General features: G+C 44.6%; 14 protein-coding genes and 1 pseudogene. 9 read left to right on the top strand and 6 right to left on the bottom strand.

The features are described 5' to 3' along the window. Positions 1–49: 49 nt before the first annotated feature. Complete coding sequence (gene rfaE1 / locus H6F56_RS04315) at positions 50–1,075, bottom strand: D-glycero-beta-D-manno-heptose-7-phosphate kinase (RefSeq protein ID WP_190665615.1); 1,026 nt, start codon at positions 1,073–1,075, stop codon at positions 50–52. A 21-nt stretch (positions 1,076–1,096) separates the two neighbouring features. Between rfaE1 and H6F56_RS04310 the strand changes: the two genes are divergently transcribed. From H6F56_RS04310 to H6F56_RS04300, 3 genes are all read left to right on the top strand, one after another. Further along, complete coding sequence (locus H6F56_RS04310) at positions 1,097–1,333, top strand: hypothetical protein (RefSeq protein ID WP_190665614.1); 237 nt, start codon at positions 1,097–1,099, stop codon at positions 1,331–1,333. Further along, positions 1,314–1,871: a Uma2 family endonuclease gene (locus H6F56_RS04305; protein WP_190665613.1), complete on the top strand. Its 558-nt coding sequence runs from the start codon at positions 1,314–1,316 to the stop codon at positions 1,869–1,871. The genes H6F56_RS04310 and H6F56_RS04305 overlap by 20 nt, the downstream gene beginning before the upstream one ends. Positions 1,872–1,960: 89 nt before the next feature. Next, positions 1,961–2,518: a Uma2 family endonuclease gene (locus H6F56_RS04300; protein ID WP_190665612.1), complete on the top strand. Its 558-nt coding sequence runs from the start codon at positions 1,961–1,963 to the stop codon at positions 2,516–2,518. Between the two features lie 52 nt (positions 2,519–2,570). Here the strand turns inward: H6F56_RS04300 and H6F56_RS04295 are convergent, their stop codons facing one another. Then, positions 2,571–3,107, bottom strand: a complete 537-nt coding sequence (locus H6F56_RS04295; RefSeq protein ID WP_190665611.1) for a pentapeptide repeat-containing protein — start codon at positions 3,105–3,107, stop codon at positions 2,571–2,573. Between the two features lie 261 nt (positions 3,108–3,368). Between H6F56_RS04295 and H6F56_RS04290 the strand changes: the two genes are divergently transcribed. Further along, on the top strand, positions 3,369–4,892 hold the full coding sequence (locus tag H6F56_RS04290) for a SagB/ThcOx family dehydrogenase (protein ID WP_190665610.1): 1,524 nt from the start codon (positions 3,369–3,371) through the stop codon (positions 4,890–4,892). 116 nt (positions 4,893–5,008) lie between these two features. On the opposite strand, the gene H6F56_RS04285 is transcribed toward H6F56_RS04290, so the two are convergent. The 4 genes and pseudogenes from H6F56_RS04285 to H6F56_RS26090 form a co-directional block, all read right to left on the bottom strand. Beyond that, the gene (locus H6F56_RS04285) at positions 5,009–5,908 is read right to left on the bottom strand and encodes a glycosyltransferase family 2 protein (RefSeq protein WP_190665609.1); all 900 of its coding nucleotides are present in this window, start codon (positions 5,906–5,908) and stop codon (positions 5,009–5,011) included. A gap of 42 nt (positions 5,909–5,950) precedes the next feature. Then, the gene (locus tag H6F56_RS04280) at positions 5,951–8,173 is read right to left on the bottom strand and encodes a hypothetical protein (RefSeq protein WP_190665608.1); all 2,223 of its coding nucleotides are present in this window, start codon (positions 8,171–8,173) and stop codon (positions 5,951–5,953) included. Between the two features lie 221 nt (positions 8,174–8,394). Beyond that, positions 8,395–10,128 carry an LIC_10190 family membrane protein gene (locus H6F56_RS04275; protein ID WP_190665607.1) on the bottom strand — a complete coding sequence of 578 codons (1,734 nt, stop codon included), beginning with the start codon at positions 10,126–10,128 and terminating at the stop codon, positions 8,395–8,397. A 76-nt stretch (positions 10,129–10,204) separates the two neighbouring features. Next, positions 10,205–10,743, bottom strand: a pseudogene (locus H6F56_RS26090) (polysaccharide deacetylase family protein). Positions 10,744–10,889: 146 nt separating this feature from the next. On the opposite strand from H6F56_RS26090, the gene H6F56_RS25705 reads away from it, so the two are divergent. From H6F56_RS25705 to H6F56_RS04255, 5 genes are all read left to right on the top strand, one after another. Then, a complete protein-coding gene (locus tag H6F56_RS25705) occupies positions 10,890–11,489 on the top strand; it encodes a glycosyltransferase family 2 protein (protein ID WP_199312573.1) in 600 nt (199 codons plus the stop codon). 3 nt (positions 11,490–11,492) lie between these two features. Further along, positions 11,493–11,963 carry a glycosyltransferase family 2 protein gene (locus tag H6F56_RS25700; RefSeq protein ID WP_199312572.1) on the top strand — a complete coding sequence of 157 codons (471 nt, stop codon included), beginning with the start codon at positions 11,493–11,495 and terminating at the stop codon, positions 11,961–11,963. A 28-nt stretch (positions 11,964–11,991) separates the two neighbouring features. Beyond that, the gene (locus tag H6F56_RS26085; protein WP_242031859.1) at positions 11,992–12,210 is read left to right on the top strand and encodes a hypothetical protein; all 219 of its coding nucleotides are present in this window, start codon (positions 11,992–11,994) and stop codon (positions 12,208–12,210) included. Next, positions 12,211–12,765 carry a class I SAM-dependent methyltransferase gene (locus H6F56_RS26080; RefSeq protein WP_309236446.1) on the top strand — a complete coding sequence of 185 codons (555 nt, stop codon included), beginning with the start codon at positions 12,211–12,213 and terminating at the stop codon, positions 12,763–12,765. A 163-nt stretch (positions 12,766–12,928) separates the two neighbouring features. Beyond that, a complete protein-coding gene (locus tag H6F56_RS04255) occupies positions 12,929–14,221 on the top strand; it encodes a glycosyltransferase family 2 protein (RefSeq protein WP_309236431.1) in 1,293 nt (430 codons plus the stop codon). Positions 14,222–14,228 lie beyond the last annotated feature (7 nt).

Here is a 14,228-nt window from a genome sequence, read left to right as displayed (position 1 = left end):
GCGTGCATCTGCGGTTAAATAAAAAATCTTTTATTCCTAACAACCCAATCTAAACTTCAAGCAACAACTGCAAAGCCTCCTTCATCTCCTCAATCGTTGTTGTAGCAGTCCCAAATTGACGCACAACAATACTCGCCGCTAAATTCCCCAAAACCGCAGATTCCCAGAAAGAACCACCGGCACACAAACCCAACGTCAGCGCCGCAACCACCGTATCACCGGCACCCGTCACGTCAAAAACATCCGTGCGGTTAAAAGCCGGGATATGATGCTCAACGCCGGCACCTTCAAACAGCGTCATCCCCTCTTCACCCCGCGTGATTAAAAATTGCTTCGCCTGAGTCAGTTCCAGCAAATCCTTTCCCGCCTGCGACACAGTTTGAGGGCTATTAATCCCATATCCCACCGCTTGTTCAGCTTCCGGTAAATTAGGCGTAAATATCGTCGCGCCGGCAAAGCGCTGCAAATCTTTCTGAGTATCCACAATTACCTGCCGGTGTCCTAGCGCTGCCTCAATTACCGGCGCAGTCAACACCCCATCCCCATAATCCGAGCACACCACCGCATCCACCGTTGGCAACTGCTGCCGGATATACTCCGCCAACTGCAACTGCAAATCCAAATCTGGCAAATCATCCGATTTGCGATCTACCCGCACGATTTGCTGAGTCACAGACTGCCGCGCATGACCAGAAATCCGGGTTTTCGTAACCGTTGGGCGATCTGCATCAATCAACATTCCTTGCGTATCAATGCCGGCAGCCTCAAAAATGTCCCGCAAAGCCTGTCCTTGGATATCCTTGCCCACGAAACCGGCAACCTTCACCTGTGCGCCCAACTTCGCCAAATTGTAAACCGCATTTGCCCCGCCTCCCGGCACTTGTCGGGTATTCTCATGGCGAATAATCAACACCGGCGCTTCGCGGGAAATACGCTCAACTTGCCCAGTGAGAAACTCATCCAGCGTCAGATCGCCCACAACTAAAATTCGCGCCTGGGAAAAGCGATCCATCCGCTCAAACAAGTTGTCAGTACAGGCACGCAGTTGCGATGAAAAAGTAGACGTTAAATCCATATCCGGTTGTGAAGCTTCCAAGTGTATTTTCCCCAATCCCCCAAAGCCGGTTCCCTCCCCGGAAAATTTACACTATCTCAGGGTTGCCGGCAACAACTTCTCAGCTTTCTCCTCAAGCCGGCAATTATTTCCCAGTCCAAATCGTTTCTCGGTAGCCGGTTTAAGCGCTCTAACTCTCGGCCTTTCTGGGCTTGTCTTACAATAGCCCTAGGCTCAGACACCCAAGGAGACTCCACTCATGCCACACCTAACGGTTAAAGACTTGGAACAACTGCAAGCCACACTTTCCGAAGCCGGTTTAGATTACCAATTAGAACTCGAAGATGGAAAAATTTCTGTTATGGGTCCATCAGATATCGAATCAAGCGAAATAGGCGTTTTATTCATCCGATTGTTGAGCAATTGGGTTTATCCGCGCCGGCTAGGACGCGTGTTTGATTCTAGCGGCGGTTTTATTATGCCGGATACCAATTTAAAAGCACCTGATGTTTGCTTTGTCCGCGCTGAACGTCTTAAGAAAAGTCAGCGTTATTTTGCCGAATTAGTTCCGGATTTAGTCGTAGAAATTAAGTCCCAAAGTGACCGAATTAAATCTTTGCAAGACAAGATTAAAATGTTTTTAGAAATGGGGGCTTTAGTCGGAATTCTTATCGCTCCAGATGAGCAAACCGTGACCGTTTATCGACCCGCCGACAGCCCAATTCTACTCAGAGATGGAGACATTTTGACCGTTCCCGAAATATTGGCCGGCTGGGAAGCTCCTGTTTCGGAATTGTGGCCCCCTGAGTTTGATTAATGTTGCACCGGCATCAGCAGCAGTGTTCGCTTTATTTCTGCTTGCCTGTTTATCAGCAATAGCATTACATACCCAAGGAGACTCTACTCATGCCACTGCTAACGGTTAAAGACTTGGAACAACTGCAAGCCACACTTTCCGAAGCCGGTTTCGATTACCAATTAGAACTCGAAGATGGAAAAATTTCTGTTATGGGTCCATCAGATATCGAATCTAGCGAAATAGGGGCTGAGTTCATCCGACTGCTTGGCAACTGGGTTAAACCCCGCCGGCTTGGACGCGTGTTTGATTCCAGCGGCGGTTTTATTATGCCGGATACTAACTTAAAAGCACCGGACGTTTCCTATGTCAGTGCGGAACGTCTCAAGAAAAGCCAGCGTTATTTTGCCGAACTCGTTCCCGATTTAGTCGTAGAAATTAAATCACAAAGTGACCGAATTAAATCTTTGCAAGACAAGATTAAGATGTTTTTAGAAATGGGGGCTTTAATCGGAATTCTTATCGATCCAGATGAGCAAACTGTCACCGTTTATCGCCCTACGGGCAGCCCAATTCTACTCAGAGATGGAGACATTTTGACCGTTCCCGAATTATTGGCCGGCTGGGAAGCCCCAGTTTCTGAATTGTGGCCGCCTGAGTTTGACTAATGTTGCATAGGCTTTATAAGCAGTGTTCGCTTTATTTCTGCTTGCCTGTTGATCACGAACTACCTTCGCGATACCCGTCTGGGCGAACCGTCGTGCTATCGAGATAAGCGTCTGAGAAATCTACCATTCGGGCGCGGTAAAAATTGCAACCGGCTAGCCTTGCCTGTGTCAGCCTTGCGCCTTCTAAATTGGCGCGGCTTAAATCTGCATCGATCAAATTAGCCGAACCCAGATCCGCATTGTACAGGTTCGCTCCTTGCAAATTCGCTCCTGAAAGGTCAGCACCTTGCAAATTTGCATAACGCAGATTCGCTCTACACAAATTCGCCCCCCGCAGGTTGGCTTCAGATAAATCAGCCTGATAAAGCTTAACGTCACTCAGTTCAGCCGCGCTGATTTGAGCAGCGTGCAGGTTGGCTTGGCTAAGATTGGCGTAAGGCAAATAGGTGCTTGTGAGATTGCTGCCGTTAAGGTTAATTTCTCGGAAGTCGGCTTCAAATAGATTCACCTCGCTTAAATCTATCCCGCCAAAGTCTCGTTTCCCTTCGGCGTACTGCTCTTTTAACTCCTTTGCGTTTAGCTTTTGCATATTAACGGTTTGTTGTTATGGGGTGCCGGCATAAAGGCGCAGAACTTGACCGTGAAAATCTGCGTATTTATACTTAACCTTTTTACAATTGTTAAGGATTTGTAACGAAAAAGCGCTAGATTTAATGTTTTCTTAAATGTTTGGGCACGTAACCATCGGCATTGACGAGGGGTGCCGGCCATAACTTCACCTGCCGGCCTGACACGTTTCAAGCTGAGAATGTCAAGATCGAAGGCAAAGGAGAAAAATTTTAAAGTATCTATGCCCGAACTTAAAGTCTCTATCGCTCAGCATTACCACGAACGCACAAAATATGACCCGCAAACCCTAGCCGGCAAAAATCATCAATTAGACTGGGAAAAACAGCCGGTGCCCTTCAAGGAGTACAAGATTGGTACATCCTTCGACCTGAAACCCTACTTCAAAGCAGAGGTCAGCGATCCAGAGGCCAAGTGGTGGCAGCGTTTGTCTCGATTATTATTTTGCAGTTACGGCCTCACCGCTAAGATCCCGACGATGGCCGGCAGCCCCTTGTATCTGAGGGCCGCCCCTTCTGCCGGCGGCTTGTACCCAGCAGAAGTTTATCTCGTTTCTCGCGGCACTGGCCTGTTACCTGCCGGTCTTTACAACTACCAAACCCAGAGCCATTCCCTCGTACATTTTTGGGATAACCACGTTTGGTCAGCCCTGCAAGCCGCTTGTTTCTGGCATCCATCCTTAGAAAGCACCCATCTAGCGATCATCACCACAGCAATTTTTGAGCGCTCAGCTTGGCGCTATCAAGATCGGGCTTACCGGCGAATTTATTTAGACACCGGCCATCTTCTCGGCAACATAGAACTCGCCAGCGCCCTCAGCGACTATCGCCCACACTTGATCGGGGGATTTAACGATGAAGCGCTTAACCAACTCCTCTACCTCGATCCAGACCAAGAAGGCGCGATCTCTGTTCTTCCCCTCGCCGACTTGCTAGACATTCAACAAAACCTGCCGGCAGCCCGAACAGCCCTACCCTCCGGCACCCAAACCAGCTATCCCAACATCCCAGACGGAGCACTGCTGAACTATTTTCACGCCTGCACCGAGATCGCAGCAGATACCACCGGCCCCCAAGGCTGGAAATTCAACTCCGATGAAGCTCGAGACCAAGACAAATACAACTTCCCCTTCTGCACCAAAGTTTCCACCGTCACCCCATCCCTTGTTTGGGGACACAACCTCGAAGGACTTGAAAGCACCATCCTGCGGCGGCGTTCTACCCGCACTTACACAGGTTCCGAACTCACCCTAGAAGAACTCAAGGCGCTATTAGATTTTACTTACCAGCCCCAGCATTACATCGATCAAGGATTAGAGGGTCATCCAGACTATTTTGATCTGAACTTAATCGAGACATTTATTGCGGTTTCTGGAGTTGAAGGTTTAGAAGAAGGCTGTTACTATTACGCGCCAAAAATTCAAGAACTGCGTCAAGTTCGCTTTAAAAACTTCCGGCGAGAGTTGCATTTTCTCTGCTTAGGACAAAACTTAGGAAGAGATGCGGGGGCCGTCGTATTTCACACCGCCGACTTGAAGAATGCGATTGCTCAGTATGGAGATCGTGTTTATCGCTATTTGCACATGGATGCCGGTCATTTGGGGCAAAGGCTAAATTTAGCCGCCATTCACCTCGGTTTAGGCGTCAGCGGCATTGGTGGCTTTTTTGATGATCAAGTCAATGAAGTGTTAGGTATTCCAGCCGATGAAGCCGTTATTTATATCACCACATTGGGGCGACCGAGTTAAGCTGTAGTAAGAGGAATTAGGGACTAGGGGCTAGTGGGAGATAAAGACAGGTGGCTTTTTGATTGTTTAAGCGGATAAAGCGGGGCTTGATTTGAGTAGCAGAAATGACAGGCATTTTAAGTTTTTGCAGCCTGATAAAATCTTTTTTCCCACAAGAGTCCAGTCGTAATTGCCACTTGTGAAAGAAAGAATAAGGCCGCTAAAAATGGCAGAGAATGCTGCGATGCTTGGGAAAATGGATAAGTAAGCAAGTTGCGATAAAAAGAGAGGGGTTGCCGGCTTTTTTCTCCCATATCCCGTTGAGAAGAACGTTGATGAAAACAGAATGCGCCCCGCCCGTAGTTGAATTGCTGCCGCCAAAATTTGCTGAGAGTTAGGTCATGGGCGTGATAAACTTTGACCTCTGAAGCATAAAGGGTGGGGTAGCCACAGTCCAACCAGCGAGCACAAAATTCGCGATCCTCACCGGCAGCGAGGGGGAAGGTGGTGTCAAAACCACCTAGGGCGTGAAAAGAATCTGCCGGCAGGGCAAAATTATTTGAAGTAAAAAAGCGTGCTTGCTCAGGGTTCGCGTTGTAATAACTATATAGATAATCAATCAGTAATTGACTGGCTGTTGAATACAAATTATCGGGAAGCGCGTTAAGCGTTTGACCCCCAATTAAACAGTTTGGCATTGTAGCAAATCTAGCTTCTAAAGTTTGCAGCCAATCTGGGGTGGCTGTGCAATCATCATCGGTGAAGACTAAAAACTTTCCTTTTGCCGCCATAGCGCCGGTATTACGGGCAGTTGCCGGCCCTGCGTGGGGTTGTGTGTGGGAGATGATATTCAGGCGGTTTTGCAAGGGTGCAACCACCGTTTCTAAGGGGATTTCGCTGCCATCATTCACCACAATCACCTCAAAGCGATCGCGGGAATAATCAAGCTGAGCAAAGGATTCAAGGCAGTTTGCCAATCTTTCTGGACGGGCATAGGTGGGAACAATAATTGAGAATAAAGGCTGCTTTTGTTCCATTAGATATCTCGTTACTAATTAATTGATAAGAAAATAAATAACTCAGTTTAGACGATAAATTGCCGGCCCTAAATTCAGCTGTGTGCCGAATCCCCGGATTAATGATTTTTCCGAGCTTTTTAACCAGGCGATTGCTTGCTTATCCGCCATATCTTCTTTTTGCAAGGGTCCAACTCCTAGAAAACTTATTTCTCGCTGCCGCAGATCATCTATAACTTGAGAAGATTGTTTAGGATCGAAGGGAATATGCCAAACTGTTCGCTCAAGGTTCCTTCCATAAAAAAGATAACTGCGCCGGCTCAACATATAGGCAAATTTTTCATGGGTATCTATATGGGTTTCCATATATTCATAAATGCCATTATACATTTCTGTTCGGGCATCATCTCGTTTTTCTCGGGCTACCCATGTAGCGCCAATGATTAAACATAGACAGAGTGCCACAAAACTCCGACTATTGAGCAGTTTAAATAATTTAATAAATCTGGATAATAATAATGGTTTAAATGAATTCAATTTTAGTAGTAAATAAATGATTATGGGAAGTAGAATAACATAAATTATTACATTCAAAATTTCAGATTTTAGTGCTGATACAGCAATAGTAGCTGTTTGGATCGGATAAATTTTAAAGTTATCCAGTAGCTGGTTGGCTGAACCCACAAGAACTTCGCTAAAAAATGCGTTCCTGATTGTGTCAAATAGGGTACTGCTAAGGATGCCGGCAATCCCGCTAATTATAACGATTGCGACAATAACTTTATGCCGGCTTTGCCTGAGAGTTGTGCTAACGGCTGCAGCGACACCTAGCAGACTGAAAAATGGAAAGCCATATCTTAAGTTATAACCTAGCAAAGCGCTTAATTGCCCTGGCTCTTCCCCACTGGTTCCAGAACTGTAGGGAGTATTGAAAAAAAGTAATCCTGTCCCGATGAGTAAAGCAATTAAATAGATAAAATTTTTGTTTGTTATTTTATTTTTACCCTTGATAAAACCATAGGGCAGCAAAAGAGCCTGCCACGACATCGCTATAAATGGAATCTGCAATCTTACAATTAGTTGTATCCCTAGGGTTTGCCAATGAGAGATATTGGTTGGATTGAACTGGAAAGCTAAAGAACTTTTTTGGACTTCAGATAAATTGATCAATCTTGGTAAAATTGTAAGATTGGCACTAGCAACTTTGATTTCCTCAATTTCATTTGCATGATTTTGGCTATACAAGAAGTTTTTTAAGTACCAAAAGCCACCTAAAAAAGCTAAACAGAAAATTCCTGTCGCCAATATAAAACGTGAAAAATAATCTGATTTTATGTTTTTTAGGTGAAAACTTCTTATTTCCAAACTTAAAAATACAATTACTAAAATAGCTGCGTAAATAGGGCCGACAAGTTTCATTCCCAAAAGCAACCCTATAGATGCTAAAAATAAGGAAATCTCAGCAATAGACCGGCTTTGATGATAAGAAAATCCTAAATATAATCCCACCATAAAAACCGAAGTAAAAGGCATATCTACATGGCTGGTGTTAAGATGATTGAGAATAATGGGAAATGTCAAGATAAGGGATGAAGCTGCCATTGCATAAATTCTTACTGCCCCAAGTTTAATACTTAGGAGATATACTGAAAGTCCCAGAAGCACCCAAGCGATCAGCATGGGAAAAGCAACCAAAAAATCCTCTCGAAATGGCATTAAAAATGTCGTAGAGAGAAGATGCCAATTATAAGGGTAGACTCTGGCTTGTTCATGATCGAAAATCCAATTGCCGGCAGGATCAAGAAGCGTTAGTGAGCCGGTTTGATACCATCGAGCGATTAGGGGAAGATGGAACCATAAAGAATCATAATCTGTAATCGGGATGGTTGCCAGCCTTTCCAGAGCAATCAATCCCACAAAAGAAAGTGTACCGATGATGAGAAGTTCTGATTTGTGTAAAGGTCGGCTAAATTTTAGTAGTTCTTTTAATGAAGTAGAGAAAGGATATCTTCTCAGATATAAAACGAGAATCAATCCGGCTATAAAAATTACCCCATCTAAAAAGATAACAGAACCAAGTGTTAATTTCTCTAAAATACCCAATAAGAGAGCAAGGCTAATTTTTATAATAATCCAGCTGGTGATAGCAACCAATAAAAAATGAGAAAATGAAGATTGATTTCTTTCTCTTTGATTAAGGAGAGCAAAGGATAAACATAAAGGAATTGGCGATCCTAGAATAATCAAGAACAAAATCAAATCCCACAGATGTTGTGCTATTAGCATAACCGCCAAAACCGTTGAAAATTCTTACAAGCTAGTTTAACATTCTAGATAGCTGGTTGTTCTAAGTAGATATGCTGAAAGTCGGCTTATAAAGGAAAACTAAGTATTAAGAAAAACACTAAAAGCTGTGTCGAAAGATAGATTGAGTTAGGTAATGAATGGGTATAAATCGGCAAGCCATCTAAACCCTAATATGTAAATTTATCCGCTTTTGTGAAAAGCTATTTTTTCTGAATAAAGCCGGCTTCAATTCCCCTAGCTGGGTCGCGAAGCTTTACAGTTTCTTCTAGTTGGAAAGCACAAGGTAAATCGGTTGCCCAGCACAATTGACCCGGTTGTTTAGGAGATAAATATAAGATATCGTTCGTTTGCTTTTGGACAAATTCAACTTTCGCTATCTGAGGCGGCAAAAGCAGTCTTTCCAACCCTCCCCGATGAATTGATAAAACAAGCGCAAAAGCAGATAAAAATAAAGCAAATATCGGCTTAATTTTCGGTAAATTGCTTAAGTGATGGCCGAACTTAAAACGTTTTTTAATGCGAAACAACCGATCACCCAGGAAATTGTTGTAACAGGCAGCTATTGTGAATGCCGGCAAAAGGATTAAATACCCTAAACCAAATCTGAAAAAAGGAGCTGTCATCATCAAAAAGACAATTCCCGATGCCGCCAATGCCAATATCCAAAATTGCCGGGTAATTTGATTCTTTCTGATTAGATTTACCCCGATTACGAAAGCACAGAAAGCCGAAATCGCAATTAAAAACCCCATGACTGCATTGAGCTTGTTAGATGTTAACCACTGCGACAACAACCACAGCCAAGAAGGGGCAGCCTGCGGAGGTTCCCCATACCAATTTGTCCAACCATGAGTGCTTTCTGCTATCCGCTTAACTGCTTGTGCTGAGGGCGACCAAGGTAAATCTAAACAAAGAAAAGTTGATGGGTAAAGCGGGCATCCTGAAGTGATAATTCCATAAAGCAACATTGGTGATGACAGCAACAAGCTGGCTCCAACACCAATGAAAACTCGCCATAAAATTAAACCTCTGCCAAAAATATAAAAAAGGCCGGCTATAAACAGCATAGGGAGAGCAGTTAGCTTGATAGTCACCGCGCCGGCAGATAAAATTAAAGGAATCAGTTTATCATCCAAAATCGAAGCTTGCCCGTCCTCTAAAGACGGCGTTTTTTGCCGATACACGACTAAAATAGCCCAAGCAATCACCGGCACGAGGAAAACCACCGGCAGATCGGGGGAAGGTGAGATCAAAATCACCGACATCAAATTATTTGTCGCGACAATCGGCAGGAGAATTAATGAAGAAACTATCACTAACCAGTCACTTATCTGTGCCTTATTTTTGAACCCCTGTCCCAGACAGATCAAAAACTGCAATAAAGCGATGAGATACACAAAACCATTCGTAACCGCACTCGCTCGTGACTGTAAAATTTCAGCATTAAAAGGTGCAGCCAGCGCAAACCAAGAGGAAGCAAAACCCAACTGCTTTATTAGCAGCGCGATACCTGGAACTACGCCAAACTTAGATAACCATTGAATAGAATTGTAATGATAAAGACCTGTATCGATCCACCTCATCTCTCTAGCAGTTAGTGCGGCGACGAGTACCGCTAAAGTCAAAAATCCTAAAATTAAATCTAAAGATAACTTAAAACACAAAACACCCATTTCATTTCGGGTGGGCTTTGACAAAAGAGACAGGTAGCAAATGCCGGCAGTAACAATAGCACCTGTTAGGGGAGATAGTGGAAAAACAAAAGCAGTTGCCAGCAGAGAAATTGAAAGAACAATCACTCCTAACCATAGGGCAGCTAAGACACGATCACCCATTCGCCCGAAACAATCTGCTTTCAACAGATTGAGCAAAGCGGTGCCGATCACGCAGCAAGTAATCAGGAGAAAAGTCCAGACAAGAATGAAGTAGAGCATCAGGCAAACTCATCAAGTGAACGGACATTTCCTGACGGCAGTTGTTTCTAATTTTTTAGAGAAAACTGCAGAAGGATTACAAACTGAGTTTAGCGACAAATTCTCGTAAATTATCGGACCCCGTCACCTCAACTCGTGGCAGATCGAGGAGTGAGTCGCCAAACCGGCTTAAACCTGATCGGCAAGATAAACCAAACACATAGCCGCAGGCACCCATTAAGTGCCGCACAACCCGATCAGTGTCACCGTGTGGATAAGCAATTGTGTTAATTGCTTTCCCCAATTCTCGTTGCAGAATTGCTCGCGATCTCGCCCCTTCCCGAACAATTTCTTCTGGTTTTAGTGTTGTCAAAAGTTGATGAGTTGCGGAATGAGAGGCAAACTCAACCCCATTTCCTGAAGCCGGCGAATCTCTTCCCATCCCAGCAGGGGCAACTCCTCACCATAAATGCTATCCCAGCTATTGGTGCCGCCAACCCGCTCTGCCACCAAAAAGACGATTGCTGAGAAACCATACTGTTTTAAGAGGGGGCACGCATAGGTTAAAAAGTCAACATAGCCGTCATCAAATGTAATGATAATTCCTCGACCGGCAAGCGGTTTTTTCGCCGCCATTGCCTTGCGCCACTCCTCTAACGTGACGCTGTAGAACCCAGCATCTCGCAAGTAACGCAACTGTTCTTCAAATGCTTCCGGCGTGACTCGGTAGCGGGCATTAGCAGCAGAGCCGGTGGGCGGGGCTGAAAACAATTGTGCCGGCAATGGGCGATCTTTTATTAAAAAAAGGCTTTAAGGCACCTTTGCCAGAACTTCCGAAACATTTGGTAGAAAAGACGCCGCCAGATTTTCACGAGTTGATGGCATTAGAGCGACCTTTTGTTAAGCTAGAAGCGTGCTTTTCACAGCCGAGTGAGGCTTCGGTTTCAATTGTAATTTGCACGCGAGAACGACCGGCTCAACTGATCCAATGTTTAAAATCGCTGCAAAATTTATCCCAAACCCCCCAGGAAATTGTTGTTGTCGATAATGCCCCAACTTCTGAGGCAACTCGCGAAGCCGTCGCGCAAATCCCGAATGTTAAATATGTACGGGAACCCCGACCGGGTTTGAGTGTGGCGCGAAACACCGGCATCCTTCACAGTACGGGCGATATTATCGCATTTACGGATGATGATGTGATGCTTCATCCAGAGTGGCTGACTCGATTGTTACAAGGTTTTTATCAACCGAATGTTATGAGTGTAACGGGTTTAGTTTTGCCGGCAGAACTTGAAACTGAAGCGCAGTTTATCTTTGAAAAAGGGTTAGGATATCTGAATAAAGGATATTTTACAAAAACCTTTGACAGCCAATTTTTTTAACAGATGAAATCTAAAGGTGTTCCGGCTTGGGAGGTGGGTGCCGGCGCGAATATGGCAATTCGTCGTAAAGCGTTTGATTTAGTCGGAAACTTTGACGAACGATTAGGTGCCGGTGCTGCCGGCTGTAGTGAAGACTCGGAATTTTGGTATCGCCTGCTTGCAGAAGGTTGGGTGTGCCGGTATGAGTCGGCTTCTGTCGTTTACCATTACCATCGCAGCGATTCAGAGACGTTAAAACACCAGATGTATCACTATTGGCGCGGCTACGTTACTGCTCTTTTAGTGCAGTTTGCCAGATACAAACACTGGGGAAACTTGCGCCGCTTATTTGTCAATTTGCCGATGTATTACGCCAGCCGGTTTGTCTACGGAACATTAAAAGGATTGCAATCTTTTAACCGGCTGCTCGTTTCCGGACTTTTCGGCGCTTTTGCTGGAGTTATTTTCTACTTTAAAAATCGCCAATTGCCTTGATAAACTATCCTAAATTTAGGTAATAAATATGCAAACAGTTTCTTCTCAAACTCTACCTGCTTCTAAGGCCCAGCTCGGCAAGTTTCTCTCCGGCAATCCTTTTGGCCGGCCTTTAACTCAGGGATTTTTTTATTGGGAAAAAATGCGGGCGATTCACAGAATTGCACCCGAACAACCGATGCGAGATATTTTAGAAGTAGGCGGTGGCGGCAGCGGTTTGACGGCCTGTTTATACCCTCAAGCATAAATTATTAATTTAGACCTTGATCCCAGCTATGCAGAATCGCCCCGTAACCAGCAAGAACGGGTGCGGTTTTCATGTGGGGATGCAACAAATCTTCCCTTTGAAGATGGCTCTTTTGATGCCGTGACTATGTTCGATGTTTTAGAACACATACCTGATCATAAAAAGGCAGTGTTAGAGGCACTACGGGTACTGCGTCCAGGTGGGTTTCTCCTGATTAGCACTCCTAACGAAAACTGGCGGTTTCCCTACTATAAATTTATGCAACCTATCTGCCCTAAAGATACTGACGTCATGGCAGAATGGGGTCATGTCCGGCGAGGCTACACACTCGAAGAACTCAAATATCTAATCGAGTTACCTTGTTTGGGTTCTGCAACATTTATCAATCCGCTGACAGTGCTTTGCCATGATGTTTCCTTTTCCCATTTATCGCCTCGTCAGCGGGAATTCTTTTGTTTGTTACTCAGTCCGCTGACTTGGGCAAGTTACTTCCTGCACAAGCCTGAAAGTGCCGGCACAGAAACGGCATCTGTTTGGCAAAAACCAGAAATGTAAATCGAAAATTTCAGCAATACTTTGACGTTTATTGGCTAAAGCTCGAATAAGCCACAACGAATCGCTGATAATTTTAAGGGATGATTTTTGATTTTTCTTGGCTAATTGAAAATTTAATAATACTATTTCCAAAATTGAACGTAGTTACATAAAAGGAGACTTTGTGAGTATATTTGTGCCCTGGAAAGTTTTAAATATAGAATTAAGTGAAGGCATCCCATTACTGCCGACAACGCCTAATTATCAAGGTTTATATACAGTGTTTTGGTGGCGTGGCATTCCCTTGGGACATCAGGAAATTTTAGGAGATCAACTGCCAATGCAGGCAACTCAACTAAAAAACATTATTCTGGAAAAAATTGCGCCGGCATTGGGTGATCGCTTGTTGGAACAAGGGTTTAAAGCAGCTTTGCCCGATGTCTCGCCAAATCCTTTTCAAAATCAGTGTTCAAACCTTGAGGATTTGATTGCATTAGAACGCCCTCTCGAACAGTTAGAAAAACGCTTTTCTCAACCGCTATGTAGCTCAGTCTCGGTGATCATCTGCACCAGAGATCGGGCTGATCAATTAGTAAAATGCTTATTCGCCCTGCAAAATTTATCCACACCTCCAAAGGAAATCATTGTTGTTGATAATGCGCCGAGTTCAGACGCAACCCGCCAACTGGTTTCAGAGATGCCGGCAGTTCGGTATGTGTTAGAACCCAAACCGGGTTTGAGTGTGGCGCGAAACACCGGCATCCGTCACAGTACGGGCGAGATTATCGCATTTACTGATGATGATGTTGAAGTTCATCCCGACTGGATCGCCCGGTTGCAGCAAGGTTTTTCTGATCCAAAAGTCATGGCAGTTACAGGTTTAGTATTGCCGGCAGAACTCGAAACCGAAGCACAATTTATCTTTGAAAAAAACAACAGTTTTAGCCAGGGATACCGCGTCTTAACCTTTGATAGCGAGTTTTTTGAAACCATGAAGCCTCTAGGCGTTCCCGTTTGGCGCATTGGTGCTGGCGCTAACATGGCATTGCGAAAAAAAGCCTTTGAACTCGTGGGAGACTTCGATGAACGCTTAGGCGCAGGGGCATCTGGATGCAGTGAAGATTCGGAATTCTGGTATCGCTTGCTTGCCGAAGGTTGGGTTTGCCGGTATGAGCCGGCAGCCGTCGTTTACCATTACCATCGCAGCGATTTAAAAGGGCTTAAACACCAAATGTTTCAATATATGCGGGGTCATGTGGCAGCCCTTTTAGTTCAATTTGCAAAATACAAACACTGGGGGAATTTGTATCGCCTATTTGTGATATTGCCGAAGTACTATGCCAAATTCTTTCTATCAGCTGTGTTGAAAGCTTCTATTCCTAAAATTAGGCAAGTAGTGGGAGAAATTTCTGCCTGTTTTTCCGGGATCGTTTTTTACTTGCAAAACAGGTCTTTGATTAAAAGTTTAAAACCCTGATAAATGG

The organism is Microcoleus sp. FACHB-672 (assembly GCF_014695725.1).
Taxonomy (GTDB): domain Bacteria; phylum Cyanobacteriota; class Cyanobacteriia; order Cyanobacteriales; family Oscillatoriaceae; genus FACHB-68.
The sequence above is the reverse complement of the archived record's forward strand: the minus strand, read 5'-3'. Positions and strand labels throughout refer to the sequence as shown.

Excerpts from the sequence above, each read along its gene's own strand:
- H6F56_RS26085 (WP_242031859.1), top strand. The coding sequence starts at position 11,992 with ATGCAAACAGTTTCTTCTCAAACTCTACCTGCTTCTAAGGCCCAGCTC.
- H6F56_RS04305 (WP_190665613.1), top strand. The coding sequence starts at position 1,314 with ATGCCACACCTAACGGTTAAAGACTTGGAACAACTGCAAGCCACACTT.
- rfaE1 (WP_190665615.1), bottom strand. The coding sequence starts at position 1,075 with ATGGATTTAACGTCTACTTTTTCATCGCAACTGCGTGCCTGTACTGAC.
- H6F56_RS04280 (WP_190665608.1), bottom strand. The coding sequence starts at position 8,173 with ATGCTAATAGCACAACATCTGTGGGATTTGATTTTGTTCTTGATTATT.
- H6F56_RS25700 (WP_199312572.1), top strand. The coding sequence starts at position 11,493 with ATGAAATCTAAAGGTGTTCCGGCTTGGGAGGTGGGTGCCGGCGCGAAT.
- H6F56_RS04290 (WP_190665610.1), top strand. The coding sequence starts at position 3,369 with ATGCCCGAACTTAAAGTCTCTATCGCTCAGCATTACCACGAACGCACA.
- H6F56_RS04295 (WP_190665611.1), bottom strand. The coding sequence starts at position 3,107 with ATGCAAAAGCTAAACGCAAAGGAGTTAAAAGAGCAGTACGCCGAAGGG.
- H6F56_RS04275 (WP_190665607.1), bottom strand. The coding sequence starts at position 10,128 with ATGCTCTACTTCATTCTTGTCTGGACTTTTCTCCTGATTACTTGCTGC.
- H6F56_RS04300 (WP_190665612.1), top strand. The coding sequence starts at position 1,961 with ATGCCACTGCTAACGGTTAAAGACTTGGAACAACTGCAAGCCACACTT.
- H6F56_RS25705 (WP_199312573.1), top strand. The coding sequence starts at position 10,890 with ATGGGCGATCTTTTATTAAAAAAAGGCTTTAAGGCACCTTTGCCAGAA.
- H6F56_RS04285 (WP_190665609.1), bottom strand. The coding sequence starts at position 5,908 with ATGGAACAAAAGCAGCCTTTATTCTCAATTATTGTTCCCACCTATGCC.